The following is a 21,275-nucleotide window of genomic DNA, read 5'->3' as shown; positions in this document are numbered from 1 at the left end:
AGCTGTAGGCCCGGTAAGCGAAGCGCCACCGGGCATTGTTTTAAGCTGTACGTTTATGTGGATTCAGCGTCTTTAGCGGCGCGGCACCAGCATCGCATTTCGCTGGCAGCAACAGGGCCATCAGCGCGGCCAGAGCCAGTGAAATTGCCAGGCAATAAACGCCCGCATCTTTGCTGTACAGGGTGATGAGAACGCCGACCGCGTAAGGGCCGCAGAAGCCACCGAGGTTGCCGAGAGCGTTGATGACCCCACGTGCGCCACCGGCCATTTCTGCGCTGAACAAACGCGCCGGAATAGTCCAAAACACGCCTGCAGCCGATTGCAGGAAGAATCCGCAGCCGACCAGCGCGGCATAAGCCAGCCAGACGTTATTTTTCAGCGCCACAGAGAGGAACATGCACAAGGCGAAGCCAATCAGCGGCAGGCAGACGAACAGCTTGCGTTTACCGGTGCGGTCAGAGAGTGAAGAGAACAGGAACATCCCGGCAATTGCGCCGACGTATGGCAGAATGGCGAGCATGCCGACCTGTCCCATGCTGCTGTGCGTCAACTCTTTGAGGATGGTCGGCAGCCACAGGGTGTAACCGTAAATCCCGGTCTGATAGAAGAAGTTCAGCGCGATTAGCTGCCACATGGTTTTATCGGACAGCACTGCACTCAGAGAGGCATTTTTGACTTCGGTTCCGGCAATGGCTTTTTGCTCGGCGGCCAGCGTCTCAACGAGGTAATTTTTCTCGGCCTCAGAGATCCAGCGCGCTTCCTGTGGACGGTCGTAAACGGTATAGGCCCACAGCACCAGGACGACGACAGACAATAAACCTTCAATGATAAACAGCCAACGCCAGTCGAGAACGGTAATGATCCAACCCGAGAGCGGGGCGGTGATGATCCCGGCAATCGGCACAAACATAATCACAATCGCATTGGCGCGACCGCGTTCTGCATCGGGGAACCAGTTACTGATCATCGTCAGCACGACCGGCAGCATGCCGCCTTCGGCAACGCCGAGTAAGAAGCGCAAAACCAGCAGTTGATACTGATTTGTGATTAAGCCCGTCAGAACGGAAATGACCGCCCAGGCAACCAAGGACCAGCCGATAAATTTCTTGCCGCTGCCGTGAACGGCAATTTTTCCGCCTGGAACCTGCAAAAACAGATAGCCGATAAAGAAAATACCGCCGGCCAGACCGGCCATGGTGGCGGAAATACCTAATTCCTCATCCATTCCGCCGGGCATCGCGAATGCGATATTGACGCGGTCCATATAAGAAATAATACAGGCGATGAGAATAGGTGGAATAATCCGTAGCCAGCGCTGACGGGGTATGTCTTGAAGTGTAGGGCGAGAGGTCATGTTCATATTAATATTCTCGTAGAGTAGTATTTTATTTTTATAGTTTTGCTTTATTTAATGCGGCGATACCGTCGCGCAATATCGCTACACGATGGTTCACATCTGCACTGGCATTTATTTCCAGCAATTTAATGCCAGAAAATTGCAATGGCTCAGCTCCTGCGCAGGCGAATAATTCGTGGGCATGCTCTGTGGTCATTAGACCTTCTGGACAGAAAGGGGCAAACGGTGCATGTAAGTCCTGCCACTCGCCGTATTCCCCCGTAAGCGTGGTGCCGGAGAACATCAGTGCGCCCAGTTTCCCAGCCCGTTTGGTCTGCTGCGTGTGGGTCAGCGGTAGAGTGGGGCTCTGCCCTTCAATAGCCGAGCGCGCCCAGTTAATGCACACGCTGATGTCATATCCGGCTATCGCGTCCAGCACGTTGTCTAACGGTAAAAATCCTTTGCGTGGCGCGGGGCCTGTCATGGAATCGCAATGTTCCAACACCAGATCACAGGACCAGTCCCAGCGGGTAATGTCTTTCAGCGAACGAGCAAACGCGTCGGTGGCCTGAGCGACGTTCGGGTTGCCCGCCAGCGGGGCAGCATGCAACTCCAGTGCAATCACTTTTCCGCCGTTGGCCGCATTGATATGGTAGATTTTCTGCTGCAGATGACGGTAATACGCCACGCAGGCTTTACGCTGTTCTTCATCGCTGGAGGCCAGCCCGAAACCACCATTAATACCGCGACGGCGCATGGTTTCCATAATGGCCGTGACCACGATTTGCCAGTCGCCCGGCGTATGGCGTAATAACCATTCGTCGCCTAACGGGTGCAGATGTTCAAGACAGGGCTGCTCCAGTCCGCGAATATCCGGGGTATCGGAGAGTTGTCGCCAGAATTCCTTCTCTTCCTCTTCACTCTTTTGGTGAAATGAGGGTGCACAGGGGTACGCACCGATAATATAACCGGTAGTGTTAGCTTTCATTTTTTGTGCTCCTTTTATAAAACTGAAATAGCAACCTTCACGACTATTTTGCGGATCGGTGTGGCGACAGTTTTATGACATGCTGGACGATGAACATCCTGCGGGAAAAATATGGCGTAACTTCCCGGAATCATTTCAATAAAAGATTCATGTTCGCTGGCGTGATAAAAAATAATATCGCGCTGTTCTAATAGCGATTCACTGATTTGGTTATTCCCGGTATCAATGGCAATCCCGATTTTCTCTTCACCCCAGGCCAGAAACTGAATATCCAGATAGCGGCGATGCACCTCAGGACGATTTTCGGCAACGTCACGCGTGGTTAAATCAATAATTTGCGCGAAGATATTTTTACCGTCGATCTCCACCACGCCCGGCTCCAGTTTGCGAAAATCTGCGGTGCGCAGAAAGTCGAGCGCCCTTTCAATCGCAGCAGGCAAATGGCATGGGTTAGGTTGAGCAATATGTCCGAAGATCATGGTGTTGCTCCTTACAGGGCCTGAATTTTTGCCCAGACGCTGTCGTCAACGGTGATACCGTTCCGGCGATTTTCTTCCAGTAGCTTTGTAAACTCGTGGCCCGGCAGACGGACAGGCGTGTTTTCATCTGCGCGTTCGGCGGTGGTGATGAAATCCATAATCCGCTGTAGCTTGGCATCACGGGTGGCGCCATCAATCAGCTTATCTACTTCAATGGCGATAAATATCTGTGAAACGCCATATTCATCGCTGTTATCCTGGGTGACTTCCGCAACGGAAGAGCCATCAGAAAGCAGAGTGGCAATCATATCCAGCACAATCGACAGACCTGAACCTTTCCAGTAACCCATTGGCAATATGCGACGGTTTTTTTCTATAACGCCCGGCTCTTTGGTGAGATTGCCTTCATCATCAAAGCCACCATCTACCGGCAGTTCGCGACCGGCCAGGCGATTCACTTCCAACATGCCGTAGGAGAACATCGACATCGACATATCAACCATGGTGATTGGCGATGAGGGGATCGCGACGATCAGTGGGTTAGTGCCAATGCGGCACTCTTTCGAACCCCACGGCGGCATGACAGCAATCGAGTTAGTCCAGCAGATACCGATGTAACCTTTCTCCGCCGCCTGCCAGCCATAGCTGCCGCCGCGCATCCAGTGGTTGGCGTTACGCAGTGCGACCAGGCCAATACCGTGATCGGAGGCCAGCTCAATGGCTCTGTCCATCATCTTTTTCGCCGTCAGATTGCCGATCGAACGCTGAGCATCCCATTGTTCAATCGCCCCCAGGCTGGTAATGCGTTGCGGTTTGGCCTCAGGAATGATGTCGCCGTTATCCAATTGCTGAATAAAACGAGGAAAACGATTCACACCGTGCGAATAAACGCCGGACTCGGTAGTGCGCGCAAACATTTCGGCACAGGCATCGGCGGTTTCAACGGCAATACCGCGTGCCAGCAGTACCCGATTGAACGCATCTTTCAACTGCTCAAAAGTGACTTTCATTCCTGTTTCCTTGTTTAAATTTGATCGCTTTTTTATCTCTAAATTTCACTATGCGAAATCTGATTTCAAATATAGCGATCAAATTTTGACAGATCAACGGGGTGGTCTATTTTTTAAAATCATCAAAATCAAATAGTTGTGTTTTTTCGGTTCAGATCGTGAACTGAAACACACTTTGCGCTACCATCAGAGCGCGACGAAAAGGGGAGCGGAAGCGATGGGCACAAAAGAGAGTGAAATGACGCAAGACAAAGAGAGGCCAGCCGGAAGTCAGAGCCTGTTCCGTGGTTTGATGTTGATTGAGATTCTGAGTAACTATCCGAATGGGTGCCCATTGGCCCATCTGTCTGAACTGGCCGGGCTGAACAAAAGTACTGTGCATCGACTCCTGCAAGGGCTGCAGTCCTGCGGATATGTCACGCCTGCACCTGCTGCGGGTAGCTATAGGCTGACCACCAAATTTATCGCCGTTGGGCAGAAGGCACTGTCGTCACTGAATATCATCCATGTTGCCGCTCCGCACCTCGAAGCGTTGAATATTGCTACTGGTGAAACAATCAACTTCTCCAGCCGTGAAGATGACCACGCGATTCTGATTTATAAGCTGGAACCGACGACGGGCATGCTGCGTACTCGCGCTTATATCGGTCAACATATGCCACTGTATTGCTCCGCGATGGGTAAAATTTACATGGCGTTTGGGCATGCGGATTATGTGAAATCTTACTGGGAGAGCCATCAGGATCTTATTCAGCCGCTGACCCGCAATACCATTACCGGTTTACCGGCGATGTACGACGAATTGGCGCAGATCCGCGAAAGCAGTATGGCGATGGATCGGGAAGAGAACGAATTGGGCGTTTCCTGTATTGCCGTGCCGGTGTTTGATATTCATGGTCGGGTGCCGTACGCAGTGTCAATTTCACTCTCTACCTCGCGACTTAAGCAGATAGGGGAAAAAAATCTACTCAAGCCGCTACGGGAAACCGCGCAGGCCATTTCAAATGAGCTGGGTTTTACCGTTCGCGATTAGGCACATGCCAGGCGTCGTTCAGGCACCTGACACTATTTAACCGTTTCCCCTGTCCGATCAAAGCGTCAGGGGCGGTCTCTCTGGCACTCTGTGGTTTTCACGCAGAAGGAGGGGGCAATGAACGCGTTTATTATGGCGGATGCGGCAAAATGTATTGGATGTCGTACCTGTGAAGTTGCCTGTGTCGTCGCGCATCAGCAAAACCAGGACTGTGCGTCGGTCTCTTCTTCTGCGTTTATCCCGCGGATTCGGGTAATCAAAGACGACGCCTTTACCACGGCGGTCGCCTGCCATCAATGCGAAGACGCTCCCTGTGCGAATGTTTGTCCAACTCACGCCATTCGTCGTGAACATGGGCATATCTTCGTTGAACAGGCACGTTGTATTGGTTGTAAAAGCTGTATGCTGGCCTGCCCGTTTGGGGCAATGAATGTCGTTGCCCGTTCGTCGCGGGTGCAGGCGATAAAATGCGATTTGTGCTGGCATCGCGAGGCGGGGCCAGCGTGTGTCGAAGCCTGCCCGACCAGCGCGTTGCAGTGTGTTGATGCCGTCAGTATTCAGCGCCAGCGCCTGCGTTCACAGCCGCTGTGAAGTGAGCCCGACCCACACCTGGGTCGGGTTTGCGTTAGCCTTCCAGCCAGGCGCGTTCGATCTCTTCAGCCAGAATCTTCACGCCAGCTTCGATTTTCTCAGGTTCTGGTACGTAGTTCATCCGCATGCACTGATGGGTATGCGGCCAGGGTTTATCCAGACCTGGGAAGAAGTAGTCACCAGGAACCATCAGTACGCCGCGCGCTTTCAGGCGCTGATACAACAGTTCGGTGGTGATCGGTAAATCTTTGAACCATAGCCACAGGAAAATCGCGCCTTCAGGTTTATGGATAAGGCAACGATCTTCAGACAAGTAGCGGCGAATAATCGCAATCGTCTCCTGAACGCGCTGATAGTAAAACGGCTTGATAACCGTTTCGGACAGGCGCAGCAGATCGTTACGTTTAATCATCTCGCACATCATCGCCGGTCCCATCCCGCCAGGTGCAAGGCTGATGATGCCGTTCATATTGGTAATCGCAGTGATGATTTTTTCATTCGCGATAATGATACCGCAGCGGGAACCCGGCAGACCCAGCTTGGAAAGGCTCATGCACAACACAATGTTGGGGTTCCACAGCGGGCGTGCTTCGCTAAAAATGATGCCAGGGAACGGTACCCCATAGGCGTTATCAATCACCAGTGGGATCCCATGCTGGTTGGCCAACCGGTCCAGCTTCATCAACTCGTCGTCGGTGATCACGTTGCCTGTCGGGTTAGTGGGGCGCGACACGCAGATCATCCCCGTCTCTTCACCGATGTGCAGGTGTTCAAAATCAACGTGATACTTAAACTGGCCTTCCGGTAACAGCTCAATGTTCGGACGTGCAGAGACGAAGAGATCTTCTTCCAGTCCGGAATCGGCATAGCCAATGTATTCCGGCGCTAACGGGAATAACACTTTTTGCGTTGTTCCGTCAGCGCGGCGTCCGGCGAACAGATTGAATAAGTAGAAAAACGCGCTCTGACTGCCATTTGTCAGTGCAATATTTTGTGGTTCGATATCCCAACCCTGCTTCTCACGTAGCAGTTTCGCCAGTTCAGACAGTAGCTCGGTTTTCCCTTGCGGACCGTCATAATTGCAAAGCGCATCAGTGGCTTTGCCGTTTTCCAGCATATCTGTCAGCAGAGACTGGAAGTAATTTTGCATCTCTGGAATTTGCGCCGGATTACCACCGCCGAGCATGATGGCGCCTGGGGTGCGTAAACCGTCGTTGAGGTCCTCCATCAGGCGGGTGATGCCTGAATGGCGGGTAAATTTGTCGCCAAAAAGTGAGAATGTCATAGCAGGGGGTCTGTCGAACTGAGTAGTAAAGTGGCTAACCATAGCGCTACCTATGGCAGGGTGCAAATCAGGGGGATCGGGCTGGGTTGATGTTTTGTGCTACAGATGCTTTCCTGGCTGGTTTTTTATTTTGTGTTGGGCTTCCCGCTGTATGCACAGCGAGAAGCCTGTTGGGATCAGGGCTGACCGGCCCACACCACCATCACCTTATCGTCGCCATGCTCGCGGATAAATCCGTATCCCTGCTTCAATGTCAGCGTGGTCTGTTTACCGGCACCGATGGCGGGATGTCTGGCCCGGAACTGACTGATGCGTTGCCAGTGAGCGACGCTGGCGGCAGATTTCCCGGTCACATCCGGCCAGTTCATTTCTGAGCGCGTACCCTGCAATGGGTCTGAACCTGTTGGTCCAAAGGGCCGGGCCGACTCGTCGCCGTAAAAGAGTTGTACCGCGCCTGGCGCCAGCAGCAATAGCTCGGCGGCTTTGTCTCCACCTTCGCGGAACAGACGTGTATCGTGCGAGGAAAGATAGCTCAGAACGTTGAAATCCTGCAATTTTTCAGCCATCTGTTGCCAGGTGACATCCATACTCGCCAGACAATCGACGGCCTTTGCCGCCTGTTCCTGATAGTCGAAATTGATCATCGCATCAAAGCCGTGACGGTAATAGTCGCTTTGCATCACGCCGTGACCCCAAGCCTCGCCGGTCATCCAGAAAGGTTTGTCATCAAGCGCTTTATCCGGGTTCGCTTTCTTCCATTCAACCAGTGCCGCGCTGGCCTGTGTTTTTAACTGCTGCCAGGCGGGAAGTTCGACGTGTTTGGCGGTATCGACCCGAAACCCGTCAATCCCGTAATCACGCACCCACTGGCTGAGCCAGTGGGTCAGATAATCGCGGGGCGTGTAACCAGCAATAGCTTTAGCGTGCGTATCCGGTTTGTGTTGATAAAAGTTTGGTAGCCCGGAAGGCGTGGTGGATTCGGTTTTCAGATCGGGCAGGAAAGCCAGCGACATGGTCAGGTCGTCAAAACCCGGATTGTCGTAATCGCCAATATCGGTGCGGATCCAGTTTTTCCCCCACCATTTTTCCCAGCCTGCTTTATCGCTGAAGTTGATGTAATCATTAAAGCTGTGCCAGCTTTGCCCGGCGGCTGGCTTCCAGTCCGTCCAGCGTTCACCGAGCGTGTTTTTCAGTTCATCGCCCGACAAGTACAGGGTCCCAAACTGATACTCCTGCATATCCGCCAGCGTGGCGTAGCCGGTATGGTTCATGACGACATCGAACAGGATGCGAATGCCGCGCTGGTGCGCACCGTCAACCAGCGCACGCAGGTCAGCTTCATTACCCATATTCGCGTCGAGCGTGGTCCAGTCCTGAGTGTAATAGCCGTGGTAAGCATAATGGGGGAAATCACCTTTGGTGCCACCGCCGACCCAGCCGTGAATTTGCTCAAACGGCGCGCTGATCCACAGGGCGTTGATGCCTAACTGTTGTAGATAGTCGAGTTTGCTGGCCAGACCGCGCAAATCGCCCCCGTGGAAAGTGCCAATTTCCTGCATGCCGTCGTTGCGACGCCCGTAGCTGTGGTCGTTGCTTGGGTCACCATTTACAAAGCGATCCGTCAGGACGAAGTACACCGTAGCGTTATGCCAGTCGAAAGCGGCTGGGGCGTCAGTTTCCGCCCGCTCCAGCAGCAACAGTCCGTTACTGGCTGCAGCAGGCTGTAGGGTAATCGACCCATTTTTTACCGTTGCCGTTTGCTGGCTGTAGAAATCACGTACCACGGCACCTTCCGGAAAGGTCTGGCTCACATCCAGTGTTAACGGCGAACCATCCCATTTCGGGCACTGGCGAATCTGGGTCGTGACAGGGTCAGCGGCGCTTTTTACCGAGAGCATCAACGTTGGCGTTCCGGAGCGGGTATCCACTTCCAGCGTGTAATCGCCGTCTTTGAATAAGCGCCACTGCGGCGGGGCGCCTTCACACGGTTTTAGCGACAGCATCTGGTTGAGTTTTATTGCATCAGCAGGCTGCCAGCACTGTTGGTCAAAATTCAGGATTAGAGGACGAGTACCCTTCGTCAACGCTGCATGGCTGACGAATTTACCCGTACCTTCCGCTTCGAAGGTGGGGAGTCCCTGAGAAGTCCATGATGAGGCGATGGCAATGCCGGGCATGAGCGCCAGCGCAACGGCGGCAAGTTTCATAATGCTGTCCTTGGTGCTGCAATTTTCGCCAGTTTGCCAGTGAAATCAGGCCGGAAACTCCTCCTTTGAGTCGATTCCGCCAGGAGGAGAAGTGAGGGTGAGCGATCGCGCGCAAAAAATGAACTTATTTTGCGATAACCTCCACATTTTCTTCGAATTAATAGCACCCTGAACCGTTAATGCGTGACATGGTTTCAGAATTGGACTATTCCTTTGGGTGCTCTTGACGGCTATTTTTGATATGATTTGAGATTCATCTCTCATTTTTGTGAAAAATATAAGGTGTTGGAATGTATAAATCCGACCAGGAGACCTAATGATATTGACTCCCATTCGACGATATGGGGCAATGATTCTTATGTTACTCACCGTTGCATTTTCGGGTGAGGTGCTGGCAAAGACACACACGGCGACAACGAGTCACAAGCCCCAAGTAATCAAGACAAGTAATACACAGGTAAGCAGTAAACAAGAGTATTCTCGCAATAGTGCAAAGAGTAGTTCACTTCCTGATTTGCGAAAATACCCTTCCGGAACACCAAGGAAAAAAGCGTTTCTCCGGACGGTTATGCCTTATATTACCAGTCAAAATGCTGCCATTACGGCAGACCGTAACTGGCTGATTTCAAAACAGTACCAGAACCGCTGGTCACCGACTGAGCGTACGCGTATGAAAGACATCGCGAAGCGCTACAAGGTGAACTGGTCTGGCAACACGCGTAAAATTCCGTGGAATACGCTGCTTGAGCGCGTAGACATTATCCCGACCAGTATGGTGGCAACCATGGCTGCGGCTGAAAGTGGCTGGGGTACGTCGAAGCTGGCGCGTAGCAACAACAACCTGTTTGGCATGAAATGTGGCAAAGGTCGTTGTAACAATGCACCGGGTAAAGTGAAAGGCTACTCACAGTTTGAATCGGTGAAAGAGTCGGTGAATGCCTACGTCATTAACCTGAACACGCATCCGGCTTACTCTTCTTTCCGTAAGTCACGTGCGCAGCTGCGTAAAGCCGATCAGGAAGTCACCGCTACCGCGATGATTCATAAGCTGAAGGGTTATTCCACTAAAGGACAGAGCTACAACAACTATCTGTTCGCAATGTATCAGGATAACCAGCGTTTAATCGCCGCGCATATGTAATTCTGTGTGCCGGATGGCGGCTTCGCCGCATCCGGCAATATTCCTCACAGCAACACTTCGCTGTTCACATCGCGATACTCTTTGGGCGTCGTGTCATACTCTTTCTTAAAGACCGAATAAAAGTATTGCAGAGACGGATAGCCGCACATCTGTGAAATTTCGTTGATTGAAAGCGTGGTAGAAATCAACAGGCTGCGCGCTTTTTCCAGCTTTTCGGCATGAATCACGGCGTGGATAGTCTCTCCGACCTCTTCTTTAAAACGCTTCTCCAGATTCGAACGAGAAATCCCCACTGAATCCAGCACTTGTTCAACCTTAATACCCTTACAGGCATGGTTGCGGATAAAGTGCATCGCCTGAATCACCGCCGGATCGGTTAATGAACGGTAGTCGGTTGAGCGGCGTTCAATGACGCGCACCGGAGGAACCAGTGTACGTTGCAGCGGCAGCTCTTCATTTGCCAGTAAACGATGTAAGAGTTTAGCGGCCTGATACCCCATCTGCCTGGCCCCCTGGGCCACGGATGACAGCGCCACCCGCGACAGATAGCGGGTCAGTTCTTCGTTGTCGATCCCAATCACACACAGCTTTTCCGGTACTGGAATATGCAGGTGCTCGCAGACTTGCAGGACGTGCCGTGCCCGCGCGTCGGTAACGGCGATAATACCGGTTTGCGGCGGTAGTGTTTGTAGCCAGTCCGCCAGACGATTTTGCGCGTGCTGCCAGTTTTCCGGTGCGGTTTCCAGCCCCTGATAGACAACGCCGCGGTACTTCTCTTTGGCAACCAGCTGGCAAAACGCATATTCACGTTCCGCGGCCCAGCGTTTGCCGCTTGAAGAAGGCAGACCATAAAACGCAAAGCGGTTAACCCCTTTCTCTTTCAGATGCAGGAAAGCGCTTTCTACCAACGCGTGGTTATCGGTGGCGATGTAATGTACTGGGGGATAATCTTGCTCCAGATGGTAGGAGCCTCCAACGCCGATAATGGGAACCTCCACATCGGCAAGTAATTGTGCAATGTCATCATCGTCATAATCAGCAATAACGCCGTCGCCTAACCAGTCTTTAATATTATCGATACGGGCGCGGAAATCTTCCTCAATGAATATATCCCACTCGGATTGCGATGCCTGTAAATATTCACCCACTCCTTCTACCACCTGGCGGTCATAGGCTTTATTGGCATTAAATAACAGAGTGATGCGGTGACGTTTATCAAACATAAGAACCTGTCCTGGAAAGGTTAACGTGGGCCTGTCGATACTAGCAAAATCGCAGGTACGACTGCTTGATGAAGCGTGACAAATTTCTTATTTGCCTGGTGCTACGCAAAATTCACATACTGCCAGTGGGATGACAATTGCCATTTTTTATCTGCGCATTACGGTTTTTTGTTTATTGGCTAACCTTCGATCGCGATCGCTTTTTTATTTCGTTTTTCAGAGCGTTTTTTTGGGAGCCAGCGCACGTTTGGGTATTCTCTTAATAGCGGTGTGAAATAACGTAATTGAGCAATAAATCAGGAAATTCCAGTATAGCTACATCGCAGTTTACTTACCGTATTACCTGATTATGGAGCTTATTATGCCGGCTTATTTTGACCAACTCGATCGTGTTCGTTTTGAAGGCACTCAATCCACCAACCCGCTCGCATTTCGCCATTACAACCCTGACGAAATCGTATTGGGCAAGCGCATGGAAGATCATCTGCGTTTTGCTGCCTGCTACTGGCATACCTTCTGCTGGAACGGGGCGGATATGTTCGGTATGGGCGCTTTCGATCGTCCATGGCAGCAGCCTGGTGAAGCTCTGGCGCTGGCGAAACGCAAAGCGGATGTGGCATTTGAGTTTTTCCACAAGCTGAACGTGCCTTACTACTGCTTCCATGACGTGGATGTTTCGCCGGAAGGTGCGTCTTTGAAAGAGTACAAAAACAACTTTGCGCAGATGGTTGATGTGCTGGCGGCAAAACAGGAACAGAGCGGCGTGAAGCTGCTGTGGGGTACAGCAAACTGCTTCACTAACCCACGCTACGGTGCGGGTGCGGCCACAAACCCAGATCCAGAAGTGTTCAGCTGGGCAGCCACGCAGGTGGTTACGGCCATGGATGCCACGCACAAGTTAGGTGGTGAAAACTACGTTCTGTGGGGCGGTCGTGAAGGTTATGAAACGCTGCTGAATACCGATCTGCGTCAGGAGCGTGAGCAGATTGGTCGTTTCATGCAATTAGTCGTGGAACACAAACACAAAACTGGTTTCCAGGGCACTTTGCTTATCGAGCCGAAACCGCAGGAACCGACCAAGCACCAGTACGACTACGATGCGGCGACCGTGTACGGATTCCTCAAGCAGTTCGGTCTGGAAAAAGAGATCAAACTGAATATTGAAGCCAACCACGCTACGCTTGCAGGCCATTCGTTCCATCACGAAATCGCCACCGCTATCGCGCTGGGTCTGTTTGGCTCTGTCGATGCCAACCGCGGCGATGCACAGCTGGGCTGGGATACCGACCAGTTCCCGAACAGCGTAGAAGAGAATGCCTTGGTGATGTACGAAATCCTGAAAGCGGGTGGCTTCACCACCGGCGGCCTGAATTTTGATGCCAAAGTACGTCGTCAGAGCACCGATAAATACGATCTGTTCTATGGTCATATTGGCGCGATGGATACCATGGCACTGTCGCTGAAAATTGCGGCCCGTATGATTGAAGACGGTGGCCTGGATCAGCGTGTGGCTAAACGTTATGCCGGTTGGAATGGTGAGCTGGGCCAGCAAATTCTGAAAGGCCAGATGACGCTGACAGAAATTGCGCAGTACGCTGAACAACACAACCTGGCGCCAGTGCACCAGAGCGGTCATCAGGAATTGCTGGAAAATCTGGTAAACCATTATTTGTTCGACAAATAACGGGTCTCTGAGAACGTCCGTAAGCCCGGTCAGCTAGCGCTACCGGGCCTTTCTTTAAGGAACGATGCCTTATGTATATCGGGATAGATCTTGGCACATCAGGCGTAAAGGCCATTCTGCTCAATGAGCAGGGCGATGTGGTGGCTTCACAAACGGAGAAACTCACCGTCTCGCGCCCGCATCCGTTATGGTCAGAACAAGACCCTGAGCAGTGGTGGCTGGCAACGGATCGCGCGGTAAAAGCACTGGGTCAGCAGCATTCACTCCGCAAGGTGAAAGCGTTGGGGATTGCCGGGCAGATGCACGGCGCGACGCTACTGGATGAACAACAGAAGGTATTGCGTCCGGCTATCTTATGGAACGACGGTCGCTGTGCTGAAGAGTGCGTGATGCTGGAGAATCAGGTTCCGCAGTCTCGAGCGATCACTGGCAACCTGATGATGCCTGGCTTTACCGCGCCAAAACTGCTATGGGTGCAACGCCACGAGCCGGAGATTTTCAACCAGATTGATAAAGTCCTGCTGCCGAAAGATTACCTGCGTTTGCGCATGACCGGTGATTTTGCCAGCGATATGTCTGATGCGGCAGGGACAATGTGGCTGGATGTCGCGAAGCGTGACTGGAGCGATGTCATGCTGGCTGCCTGTAAACTGACTCGAGCACATATGCCTGCGCTCTATGAAGGCAGCGAGATTACCGGAACCTTATTGCCAGACGTCGCCAAAGCCTGGGGAATGGAGGAGGTTGCGGTGGTTGCCGGAGGCGGTGATAACGCGGCGGGCGCGGTTGGCGTAGGCATGATGAATGCCGGTCAGGCGATGCTTTCGCTGGGGACATCCGGCGTCTATTTTGCGGTGAGTGATGGTTTCCTAAGCAAACCGGAAAGTGCGGTTCACAGTTTTTGCCATGCTTTGCCTGAGCGATGGCATCTGATGTCTGTAATGTTAAGTGCGGCATCGTGTCTGGACTGGGCGGCAAAATTAACCGGACTGGTGAGCGTTCCTGCGTTGATTGACGCTGCGCAACAGGCGGATGAACACGCGGAGCCGGTCTGGTTTTTACCTTATTTGTCCGGCGAGCGTACGCCGCATAACAATCCGCAGGCCAAGGGCGTTTTTTTCGGTCTGACGCATCAGCATGGTCCGGCAGAACTGGCACAGGCGGTGCTGGAAGGTGTGGGTTTTGCGCTGGCTGACGGTATGGACGTGGTACATGCCTGTGGCATTCAGCCCGCCAGCATTACGCTGATCGGCGGCGGGGCACGTAGCGAATACTGGCGTCAGATGCTATCTGACATCAGCGGATTGCAGCTGGATTACCGTACCGGCGGTGACGTTGGCCCTGCACTCGGCGCGGCGCGCCTGGCGCAAGTTGCCATGAATCCGCAAACGTCGTTATCAGAGTTACTGCCTCAGCTTACGCTGGAGCAGGCGCATTATCCTGACGCGGAGCGTCATGCTCGTTATCAACAGCGTCGAGAAACCTTCCGTCGTATCTATCAGCAATTACAACCGCTGATGTCCTGACCACTTTCCCCTCTGGCTAGCAGAGGGGAATTTGCCGCATGCATATATCCACAAAAATAATAAATTACACGTATGGATGTATTCTGAAAGTCCTGTTTAGTCGCTTTTTTCTGTGTTGTCTTTAGCGGGTTATTCATATTGTATCCATGATGGATAAGGAGATCCCAATGAAGACAACCAGGCTGTTGCCATGGATATTATTCCTCTCAGGCATACTGACTTACAGTATCGGTTTATGGCGCGCATGCCCGTTACTGAGCGGCAAGGGGTATTTTTTGGGGGCGCTGATGACGGGGATGTTCGTTACGTATGCCTATCAACGTGCAGTAAATCTCAATCAAATTGATGAACGCTTCGCTTCCGTGTGTCAGATGGTGGCGCTCATCACGATAGGGTTGTTGCTGGTGGGGGTGTGGAATGCCCCGTTGGCACCCTTTGAAATAGGGTTATACCCGGCAGCATTCTTCGTCTGTTTAATGGGGCAATTTTTACTGCAGCGTTCGCGTAATCAGGCGCTGCCTGGAGACACCTAACTCACCAGCCTGCGCGTATCGATACGTTGCAACAATACGGACAGCAGCAGGCTTCCCGCCAGCGTGGCGCTGAAAATCCACAGCATATCCAGCGGTGGCCAGTTTTTGAGTTCAATTCCGTTGGTACGTAGTGCGTGAATGATCAGCGCATGAAAACCATATATGCCCAATGAATGGCGAGAAATAAGGCCCAGTAGCGGCAGAGTACGTGTGCTGAGCGTATTTTTGACCAGCGTCAGGAGCGAGGCGGCGCAAATAAATACCGCTGGGCCGCAGTAGAGGTACCAGGTATCGGCAAAATTGCCTCGCCAGCGCAGTTCATGCAATGTGCCACGAGAAATAATAAATACTGCGGTAATAAATACCGTCGCACAGAGCCAGCTGAGCGCACGCTTTTGCGTATCCATCATGCCAATCGCCCGGCCCAGCATGCCGTACAGGATGTAATAGAAAGTATCGCCACTGATGTACAGGTTGACAGGGAGCCACTCAAAGCCGCCGATTTTTTGCGAGACGGTGTTGGGATTGGCAATCACCCCAATCACAACCATGAGCGCCAGTAGCATCTTGCCGCTGATATTTTTCACCTGTATCAGCGGAGAAACCAGGTAGATGACGGCGATCGCGAAGAAAAACCACAGATGATAGAACACCGGCTTTTGCAGCAGGTTCTTCAGCGACAGCTCAGCGTTGATCGAGGTAAACAGCAGGATATAGGCCAGCGCCACGCTGCTGTAAAACAGAATGCAAAGCGCGATGCGCAGGAAATGGCGCGGTTTGGCGCTACGCTCACCAAAGAACAGATAGCCCGAAATCATAAAGAACAGCGGAACGCTGACGCGAGAGGCTGAATTGAGCACGTTAGCCAGATCCCAATTCAACGGGCTGACGCTTTGCGCATTGGTGATGTACCAGGTTGTGGTGTGGATCATCACGACCATTAAACAGGCTATCCCGCGCAGGTTATCAATCCAGAAAATTTTGGGCTGCATCAGTTCCTCTGTGTCCATTAAAAAAAGTCTGACCGATATTTTGCGAACGTAGCTCACTGGAATAATCCGAGTTCTTACGCTAAAGCTTGAGATGGTCTGATGAGATTCTCAAAATAGGATCTGTTTCCAGACACTAATAATAAGACTGACCAGCAAACCAGGCGGTAATAAAATGATGATGAAGTATTTCTTTCCCGCAATCGCTACCCTTTTGCTGGTAGCGTGCGCTGAAACACAATCGTCTGCACCTGCGCAGAAAGCGCAAAAGGTTAAGGTCAGTGCCACGCGTTCGCTGGATATGGAGTCATTGTGCAAAAATGAGGCGGCGCAACGCTACAACACTGGCACGCAGAAAATTGATATCTCCGGCCTGGAACAATTCCAGGGCAGCTATGAGATGCGTGGTTCTACCTTCCGTAAAGAGAGTTTTGTCTGTTCTTTTGATGCAGACGGGCAGTTTTTGCACCTTTCCATGCGCTAAGTTCCCCCTTTTTCCCGTTTCGTACTGTATATCTTGCAGCCAGCGGGTATACTGATCGCTTCCTTTAAATCCACACGTATCCAGCACGAAATAATATGCAAAAGTTTGATACCAGGACCTTCCAGGGCTTGATCCTGACCTTACAGGATTACTGGGCTCGCCAGGGCTGCACCATTGTTCAACCATTGGACATGGAAGTCGGCGCGGGAACATCTCACCCAATGACCTGCCTGCGTGCGCTGGGGCCGGAGCCGATGGCGACTGCTTATGTGCAGCCTTCTCGTCGTCCGACCGATGGCCGCTATGGCGAAAACCCGAACCGCTTACAGCACTACTATCAGTTCCAGGTAGTGATTAAGCCGTCTCCGGACAACATTCAGGAGCTGTACCTGGGTTCTCTGAAAGAACTGGGTATGGACCCGACCATTCACGATATCCGTTTCGTGGAAGATAACTGGGAAAACCCGACGCTGGGTGCCTGGGGGCTGGGTTGGGAAGTGTGGCTGAACGGCATGGAAGTGACGCAGTTCACCTACTTCCAGCAGGTTGGTGGTCTGGAATGTAAACCAGTAACCGGGGAAATTACCTACGGTCTGGAACGTCTGGCCATGTACATTCAGGGCGTAGACAGCGTTTACGACCTGGTCTGGAGCGACGGCCCGCTGGGTAAAACCACTTACGGCGACGTGTTCCATCAGAACGAAGTGGAGCAATCCACCTACAACTTCGAATACGCCGACGTGGACTTCCTGTTCACCTGCTTCGAGCAGTACGAGAAAGAAGCGCAGCAGCTGCTGGCGCTGGAAAATCCGCTGCCGCTGCCTGCGTATGAACGTATTCTGAAAGCCGCCCATAGCTTCAACCTGCTGGATGCACGTAAAGCCATCTCCGTCACCGAGCGTCAGCGCTATATCCTGCGCATTCGCACCCTGACCAAAGCAGTGGCAGAAGCTTACTACGCTTCCCGTGAAGCCCTTGGCTTCCCGATGTGCAACAAAGACAAATAAGAGGCGGCCATGTCTGAGAAAACTTTTCTGGTGGAAATCGGCACTGAAGAGCTGCCACCAAAAGCACTGCGCAGCCTGGCTGAGTCCTTTGCTGCAAACTTTACCGCGGAGCTGGATAACGCTGGCATCGCGCACGGCAACGTTGAGTGGTTCGCCGCGCCGCGTCGTCTGGCGCTGAAAGTCGCGAATCTGGCGGAATCTCAACCCGATCGCGAAGTTGAAAAACGCGGTCCGGCCATTGCCCAGGCGTTTGACGCTGAAGGCAAACCGAGCAAAGCGGCAGAAGGTTGGGCACGTGGCTGCGGCATCACGGTTGATCAGGCTGAGCGTCTGACTACCGACAAAGGCGAATGGTTGCTGTACCGTGCGTATGTAAAAGGCGAAAGCGCAGAAACGCTGCTGCCAAACATGATCGCCACGTCACTGGCGAAGCTGCCTATCCCGAAACTGATGCGCTGGGGCGCGTCTGATGTCCACTTCGTGCGTCCGGTTCACACCGTGACCCTGCTGCTGGGCGACAAAGTGATTCCGGCAACGATTCTGGGCATTCAGTCCGATCGCGTGATCCGCGGGCACCGCTTTATGGGCGAGCCGGAATTCACCATCGATTCTGCCGATCAGTACCCGGAAATCCTGCGTGAGCGCGGCAAAGTAATTGCGGATTACGCTGAGCGTAAAGCGAAAATCAAAGCCGATGCTGAAGAAGCGGCGCGTAAGATTGGCGGTAACGCTGATCTGAGCGAAAGCCTGCTGGAAGAAGTCACCTCGCTGGTGGAATGGCCGGTAGTGCTGACCGCGAAGTTCGAAGAGAAATTCCTCGCAGTTCCGTCTGAAGCGCTGGTACACACCATGAAAGGTGACCAGAAGTACTTCCCGGTTTACGCGAACGACGGCAAACTGCTGCCGAACTTTATCTTCGTTGCCAACATCGAATCGAAAGATCCGATCCAGATTATCTCCGGTAACGAGAAAGTCGTTCGTCCGCGCCTGGCGGATGCCGAGTTCTTCTTCAATACCGACCGTAAAAAACGTCTGGAAGACCATCTGCCGCGTCTGCAAACCGTGCTGTTCCAACAGCAACTGGGTACGCTGCGCGACAAGACTGACCGTATCCAGGCTCTGGCGGGCTGGATTGCTGGTCAGATTGGCGCTGATGTTAACCACGCAACGCGTGCTGGCCTGCTGTCCAAGTGTGACCTGATGACCAACATGGTCTTCGAGTTCACCGACACCCAGGGTGTGATGGGCATGCACTACGCGCGTCACGATGGCGAAGCGGAAGATGTAGCCGTGGCGCTGAACGAACAGTATCAGCCGCGTTTTGCCGGTGATGATCTGCCGTCGAACCCGGTAGCTTGTGCCGTGGCGATTGCTGACAAGATGGACACCCTGGCGGGTATCTTCGGTATTGGTCAGCATCCGAAAGGCGACAAAGACCCGTTTGCGCTGCGTCGTGCTGCGCTGGGTGTGCTGCGTATTATCGTTGAGAAGAACCTGAATCTGGATCTGCAAACGCTGACCGAAGAAGCGGTTCATCTGTATGGTGACAAGCTGACCAACTCCAACGTGGTGGATGACGTTATCGACTTTATGCTCGGTCGCTTCCGCGCCTGGTATCAGGACGAAGGTTACACCGTCGACACCATTCAGGCCGTACTGGCACGTCGTCCGACTCGTCCGGCTGATTTTGACGCACGTATGAAGGCGGTTTCGCACTTCCGTACGCTGGAAGCCGCGTCCGCGCTGGCTGCCGCGAACAAGCGTGTATCGAACATCCTTGCGAAGTCTGAAGAGACGCTGAATGACCGCGTGAATGCGGCGACGCTGAAAGAGCCGGAAGAAATTGCGCTGGCAATGCAGGTGGTTGTGCTGCGCGATAAGCTGGAGCCTGTCTTCGCTGCCGGTCGTTACCAGGAAGCGCTGGTTGAGTTGGCGGAACTGCGTGAACCGGTTGATGCGTTCTTCGAGAAAGTGATGGTCAACGTAGAAGATAAAGATCTGCGTATTAACCGTCTGTCTATGCTCGAAAAACTGCGCGAGCTGTTCCTGCGCGTGGCGGATATTTCTCTGCTGCAGTAATGGCCCTGCGCTGACTTAGAAAATGCCGGATGGCGGCTTCGCCTTATCCGGCATTTTTTTATGTTATTAGCGCAACTGCAATTTTGTCAGACAGGTCTGGCTGTCTTCCATCGTCTTAATAGGATACTTCGCCGTTTTACCGTTGTAGCTCACTGCGATGGTGCCTTCCATATTGCGCGGTAGCCATACCCCGACAAAGCCATTACGGCCGCTCTTCATCGCTTTTTGTACCACCACATCACCCTTGTTATCCGTCACTTTGACATTGAATGTCTTCTCCGGCATTTCGCCCTGGCAGCCAGAAAGGCTGTGGTTGAAGCAAGGATGTGTTTGCCATTCATACGGGGCAAACGACAGATAGAACTTGTCACCGAGCGGCAGGGTATAAACCTGATCGCCCGAAGAGAGCTTCAGCGCGGTGCTGGTGATGGACGCTGAATACGGCAGCGGGCGACTCTGCGGTGATTGATCGATCGTTTCTACGATTTGTTCGACGGATTTCCCGCTAAGTCCGTGTTCGGCCAGAAAAGTAGCTTCCGGCGTTGCCGCGAACGCAGTACCAGTGGTGAGCAAACCTAAAATCAGCAGCAGTGAGGATTTCGACATAGCTTCAATTCCTTGTGAAAATTGTGGAATATAGACTGGCTCACTATAAAGCTTGCCCTTAGGGAAAGGTCAAAGGGGCGACGGGTAAAGTAATGCAAAGAAGCGTTTAGGTGGGATGTGCTGCGAAGTACAGATAAAAAAAATCCCCGCCGTTTGGCAGGGATTCAGAATTTTTGAGCTTTTTAAGCTTACAGGCTGGTTACGTTGCCAGCTGCCGGGCCTTTAGCGCCGCTTTCGATGGTGAAGGAAACTTTCTGACCTTCGTCCAGAGATTTGTAGCCATCGTTCTGGATAGCAGAGAAGTGTACGAACACGTCTTTAGAGCCATCGTCAGGAGTGATGAAGCCGAAACCTTTGTCAGCGTTGAACCATTTTACGATACCAGTCATTTTACCGGACATAGTGTATTACCTTTTAAAAAATAAGTGTGCCTTTCGGCGATATGGCGTGCTTTACAGATTTTTTAACAGTAAAGGAAATGCTCACTACGAAGGGTATCAACGATAACTCTTGAAGGGACTTGCCTTACTAACTGCTGTAATGGTCTGTACGTCAAACCGTTGAGGGCATTAACTCATTTTACGCATGTGGATGCAACTACTATTTTCTTTTTTGTGGATAACCTTCGTAAGAGAACGGCCCTGTAACAGGACCGTTCTTAAGCAAAATTGAAAAATAGTTCAATCCATCAGTTGCTTACTTAACCTAGGGTCTGCCTGAATCAGGCGCATTAACTTCAATTCGGTAGTGGAAGGCTTTACGCGTTTAGACTCCCATTCATGAACCATCGCGACCGTCACGCCCATCACTCGGGCAAAATCATCTGTTTTTAAACCTGTCCCTCGTCGTAGCTGTTCAAATTCGGTGAAAGGGTTGGTTTTTTGCGGCAGAGTGACCGTCTGCGATACATCTTTAAAAACAATCTGCTCCAGACTGCTTAGCAGTTCAAACATAGGATCTTTGTATTCCATTGAGAACTCCTACAAATCACACAGCGGGATCGTGAATTTCTTCGAAGCTCATTAAGAGTAGTCGGAAAAAATGAAGCCGGATTTAAGGTTTGTGTGATGGATT

Annotated in this window: 20 protein-coding genes; 9 read left to right on the top strand and 11 right to left on the bottom strand. The window is 52.2% G+C overall.

The window, feature by feature from the left end; all coding sequences use genetic code 11:
* Positions 1 to 40: 40 nt before the first annotated feature.
* The 4 genes from OGY71_RS15280 to yiaK are packed head-to-tail and all read right to left on the bottom strand — an operon-like array spanning position 41 to position 3,813.
* Positions 41 to 1,360 carry an MFS transporter gene (locus tag OGY71_RS15280; RefSeq protein ID WP_003827355.1) on the bottom strand — a complete coding sequence of 440 codons (1,320 nt, stop codon included), beginning with the start codon at positions 1,358 to 1,360 and terminating at the stop codon, positions 41 to 43.
* Between the two features lie 31 nt (positions 1,361 to 1,391).
* A complete protein-coding gene (locus OGY71_RS15275; RefSeq protein WP_286613459.1) occupies positions 1,392 to 2,324 on the bottom strand; it encodes a DUF4862 family protein in 933 nt (310 codons plus the stop codon).
* 14 nt (positions 2,325 to 2,338) lie between these two features.
* Positions 2,339 to 2,803, bottom strand: coding sequence for a YhcH/YjgK/YiaL family protein (locus OGY71_RS15270; RefSeq protein ID WP_003827357.1), 465 nt, complete (start codon positions 2,801 to 2,803; stop codon positions 2,339 to 2,341).
* Between the two features lie 11 nt (positions 2,804 to 2,814).
* Entirely contained in the window at positions 2,815 to 3,813 is a 999-nt protein-coding gene (gene yiaK / locus OGY71_RS15265) for a 3-dehydro-L-gulonate 2-dehydrogenase (RefSeq protein WP_003827358.1), read from the bottom strand.
* A gap of 217 nt (positions 3,814 to 4,030) precedes the next feature.
* Between yiaK and yiaJ the strand changes: the two genes are divergently transcribed.
* Together yiaJ and OGY71_RS15255 are read left to right on the top strand one after the other, a co-directional pair.
* On the top strand, positions 4,031 to 4,846 hold the full coding sequence (yiaJ, locus tag OGY71_RS15260) for an IclR family transcriptional regulator YiaJ (protein WP_003827359.1): 816 nt from the start codon (positions 4,031 to 4,033) through the stop codon (positions 4,844 to 4,846).
* 117 nt (positions 4,847 to 4,963) lie between these two features.
* On the top strand, positions 4,964 to 5,437 hold the full coding sequence (locus OGY71_RS15255; protein WP_008786443.1) for a 4Fe-4S dicluster domain-containing protein: 474 nt from the start codon (positions 4,964 to 4,966) through the stop codon (positions 5,435 to 5,437).
* A 34-nt stretch (positions 5,438 to 5,471) separates the two neighbouring features.
* On the opposite strand, the gene avtA is transcribed toward OGY71_RS15255, so the two are convergent.
* Together avtA and malS are read right to left on the bottom strand one after the other, a co-directional pair.
* Entirely contained in the window at positions 5,472 to 6,722 is a 1,251-nt protein-coding gene (gene avtA, locus OGY71_RS15250) for a valine--pyruvate transaminase (RefSeq protein WP_126956466.1), read from the bottom strand.
* 176 nt (positions 6,723 to 6,898) lie between these two features.
* On the bottom strand, positions 6,899 to 8,929 hold the full coding sequence (gene malS, locus OGY71_RS15245; RefSeq protein WP_191222036.1) for an alpha-amylase: 2,031 nt from the start codon (positions 8,927 to 8,929) through the stop codon (positions 6,899 to 6,901).
* 316 nt (positions 8,930 to 9,245) lie between these two features.
* Between malS and OGY71_RS15240 the strand changes: the two genes are divergently transcribed.
* On the top strand, positions 9,246 to 10,070 hold the full coding sequence (locus tag OGY71_RS15240; RefSeq protein WP_003827364.1) for a protein bax: 825 nt from the start codon (positions 9,246 to 9,248) through the stop codon (positions 10,068 to 10,070).
* A 44-nt stretch (positions 10,071 to 10,114) separates the two neighbouring features.
* On the opposite strand, the gene xylR is transcribed toward OGY71_RS15240, so the two are convergent.
* On the bottom strand, positions 10,115 to 11,293 hold the full coding sequence (xylR, locus tag OGY71_RS15235; RefSeq protein WP_003827365.1) for a D-xylose utilization transcriptional activator XylR: 1,179 nt from the start codon (positions 11,291 to 11,293) through the stop codon (positions 10,115 to 10,117).
* A gap of 361 nt (positions 11,294 to 11,654) precedes the next feature.
* Here xylR and xylA point away from each other — a divergent pair, with 361 nt between their 5' ends.
* From xylA to yiaB, 3 genes are all read left to right on the top strand, one after another.
* Entirely contained in the window at positions 11,655 to 12,977 is a 1,323-nt protein-coding gene (gene xylA / locus OGY71_RS15230) for a xylose isomerase (RefSeq protein WP_003024252.1), read from the top strand.
* 71 nt (positions 12,978 to 13,048) lie between these two features.
* Positions 13,049 to 14,503 (top strand): xylulokinase, encoded by a 1,455-nt coding sequence (xylB, locus tag OGY71_RS15225; RefSeq protein WP_003827367.1) that lies wholly within the window; start codon positions 13,049 to 13,051, stop codon positions 14,501 to 14,503.
* 167 nt (positions 14,504 to 14,670) lie between these two features.
* Positions 14,671 to 15,036: an inner membrane protein YiaB gene (gene yiaB, locus OGY71_RS15220; protein ID WP_003827369.1), complete on the top strand. Its 366-nt coding sequence runs from the start codon at positions 14,671 to 14,673 to the stop codon at positions 15,034 to 15,036.
* On the opposite strand, the gene OGY71_RS15215 is transcribed toward yiaB, so the two are convergent.
* Entirely contained in the window at positions 15,033 to 16,028 is a 996-nt protein-coding gene (locus OGY71_RS15215; protein WP_003827371.1) for an acyltransferase, read from the bottom strand. The genes yiaB and OGY71_RS15215 overlap by 4 nt on opposite strands.
* A gap of 172 nt (positions 16,029 to 16,200) precedes the next feature.
* On the opposite strand from OGY71_RS15215, the gene OGY71_RS15210 reads away from it, so the two are divergent.
* The 3 genes from OGY71_RS15210 to glyS all read left to right on the top strand — a co-directional run bounded on the left by OGY71_RS15210 (position 16,201) and on the right by glyS (position 19,595).
* Positions 16,201 to 16,509 carry a YsaB family lipoprotein gene (locus OGY71_RS15210; protein ID WP_286605714.1) on the top strand — a complete coding sequence of 103 codons (309 nt, stop codon included), beginning with the start codon at positions 16,201 to 16,203 and terminating at the stop codon, positions 16,507 to 16,509.
* Between the two features lie 95 nt (positions 16,510 to 16,604).
* Positions 16,605 to 17,516, top strand: coding sequence for a glycine--tRNA ligase subunit alpha (glyQ, locus tag OGY71_RS15205; RefSeq protein ID WP_001168551.1), 912 nt, complete (start codon positions 16,605 to 16,607; stop codon positions 17,514 to 17,516).
* A gap of 9 nt (positions 17,517 to 17,525) precedes the next feature.
* A complete protein-coding gene (gene glyS, locus OGY71_RS15200) occupies positions 17,526 to 19,595 on the top strand; it encodes a glycine--tRNA ligase subunit beta (RefSeq protein WP_191222038.1) in 2,070 nt (689 codons plus the stop codon).
* A gap of 66 nt (positions 19,596 to 19,661) precedes the next feature.
* Here the strand turns inward: glyS and cueP are convergent, their stop codons facing one another.
* From cueP to OGY71_RS15185, 3 genes are all read right to left on the bottom strand, one after another.
* A complete protein-coding gene (gene cueP, locus OGY71_RS15195; protein ID WP_003827382.1) occupies positions 19,662 to 20,201 on the bottom strand; it encodes a copper-binding periplasmic metallochaperone CueP in 540 nt (179 codons plus the stop codon).
* 188 nt (positions 20,202 to 20,389) lie between these two features.
* Positions 20,390 to 20,602, bottom strand: coding sequence for a transcription antiterminator/RNA stability regulator CspE (cspE, locus tag OGY71_RS15190; protein WP_000014594.1), 213 nt, complete (start codon positions 20,600 to 20,602; stop codon positions 20,390 to 20,392).
* Positions 20,603 to 20,881: 279 nt separating this feature from the next.
* A complete protein-coding gene (locus tag OGY71_RS15185) occupies positions 20,882 to 21,172 on the bottom strand; it encodes an HTH-type transcriptional regulator (RefSeq protein ID WP_003827383.1) in 291 nt (96 codons plus the stop codon).
* Between the last annotated feature and the right edge of the window lie 103 nt (positions 21,173 to 21,275).

Origin of the sequence: Citrobacter sp. Cpo109, assembly GCF_030332565.1 — a bacterium.
Taxonomy (GTDB): Bacteria; Pseudomonadota; Gammaproteobacteria; order Enterobacterales; family Enterobacteriaceae; genus Citrobacter; species Citrobacter portucalensis.
This window is presented reverse-complemented; position numbering and strand designations above follow the sequence as displayed.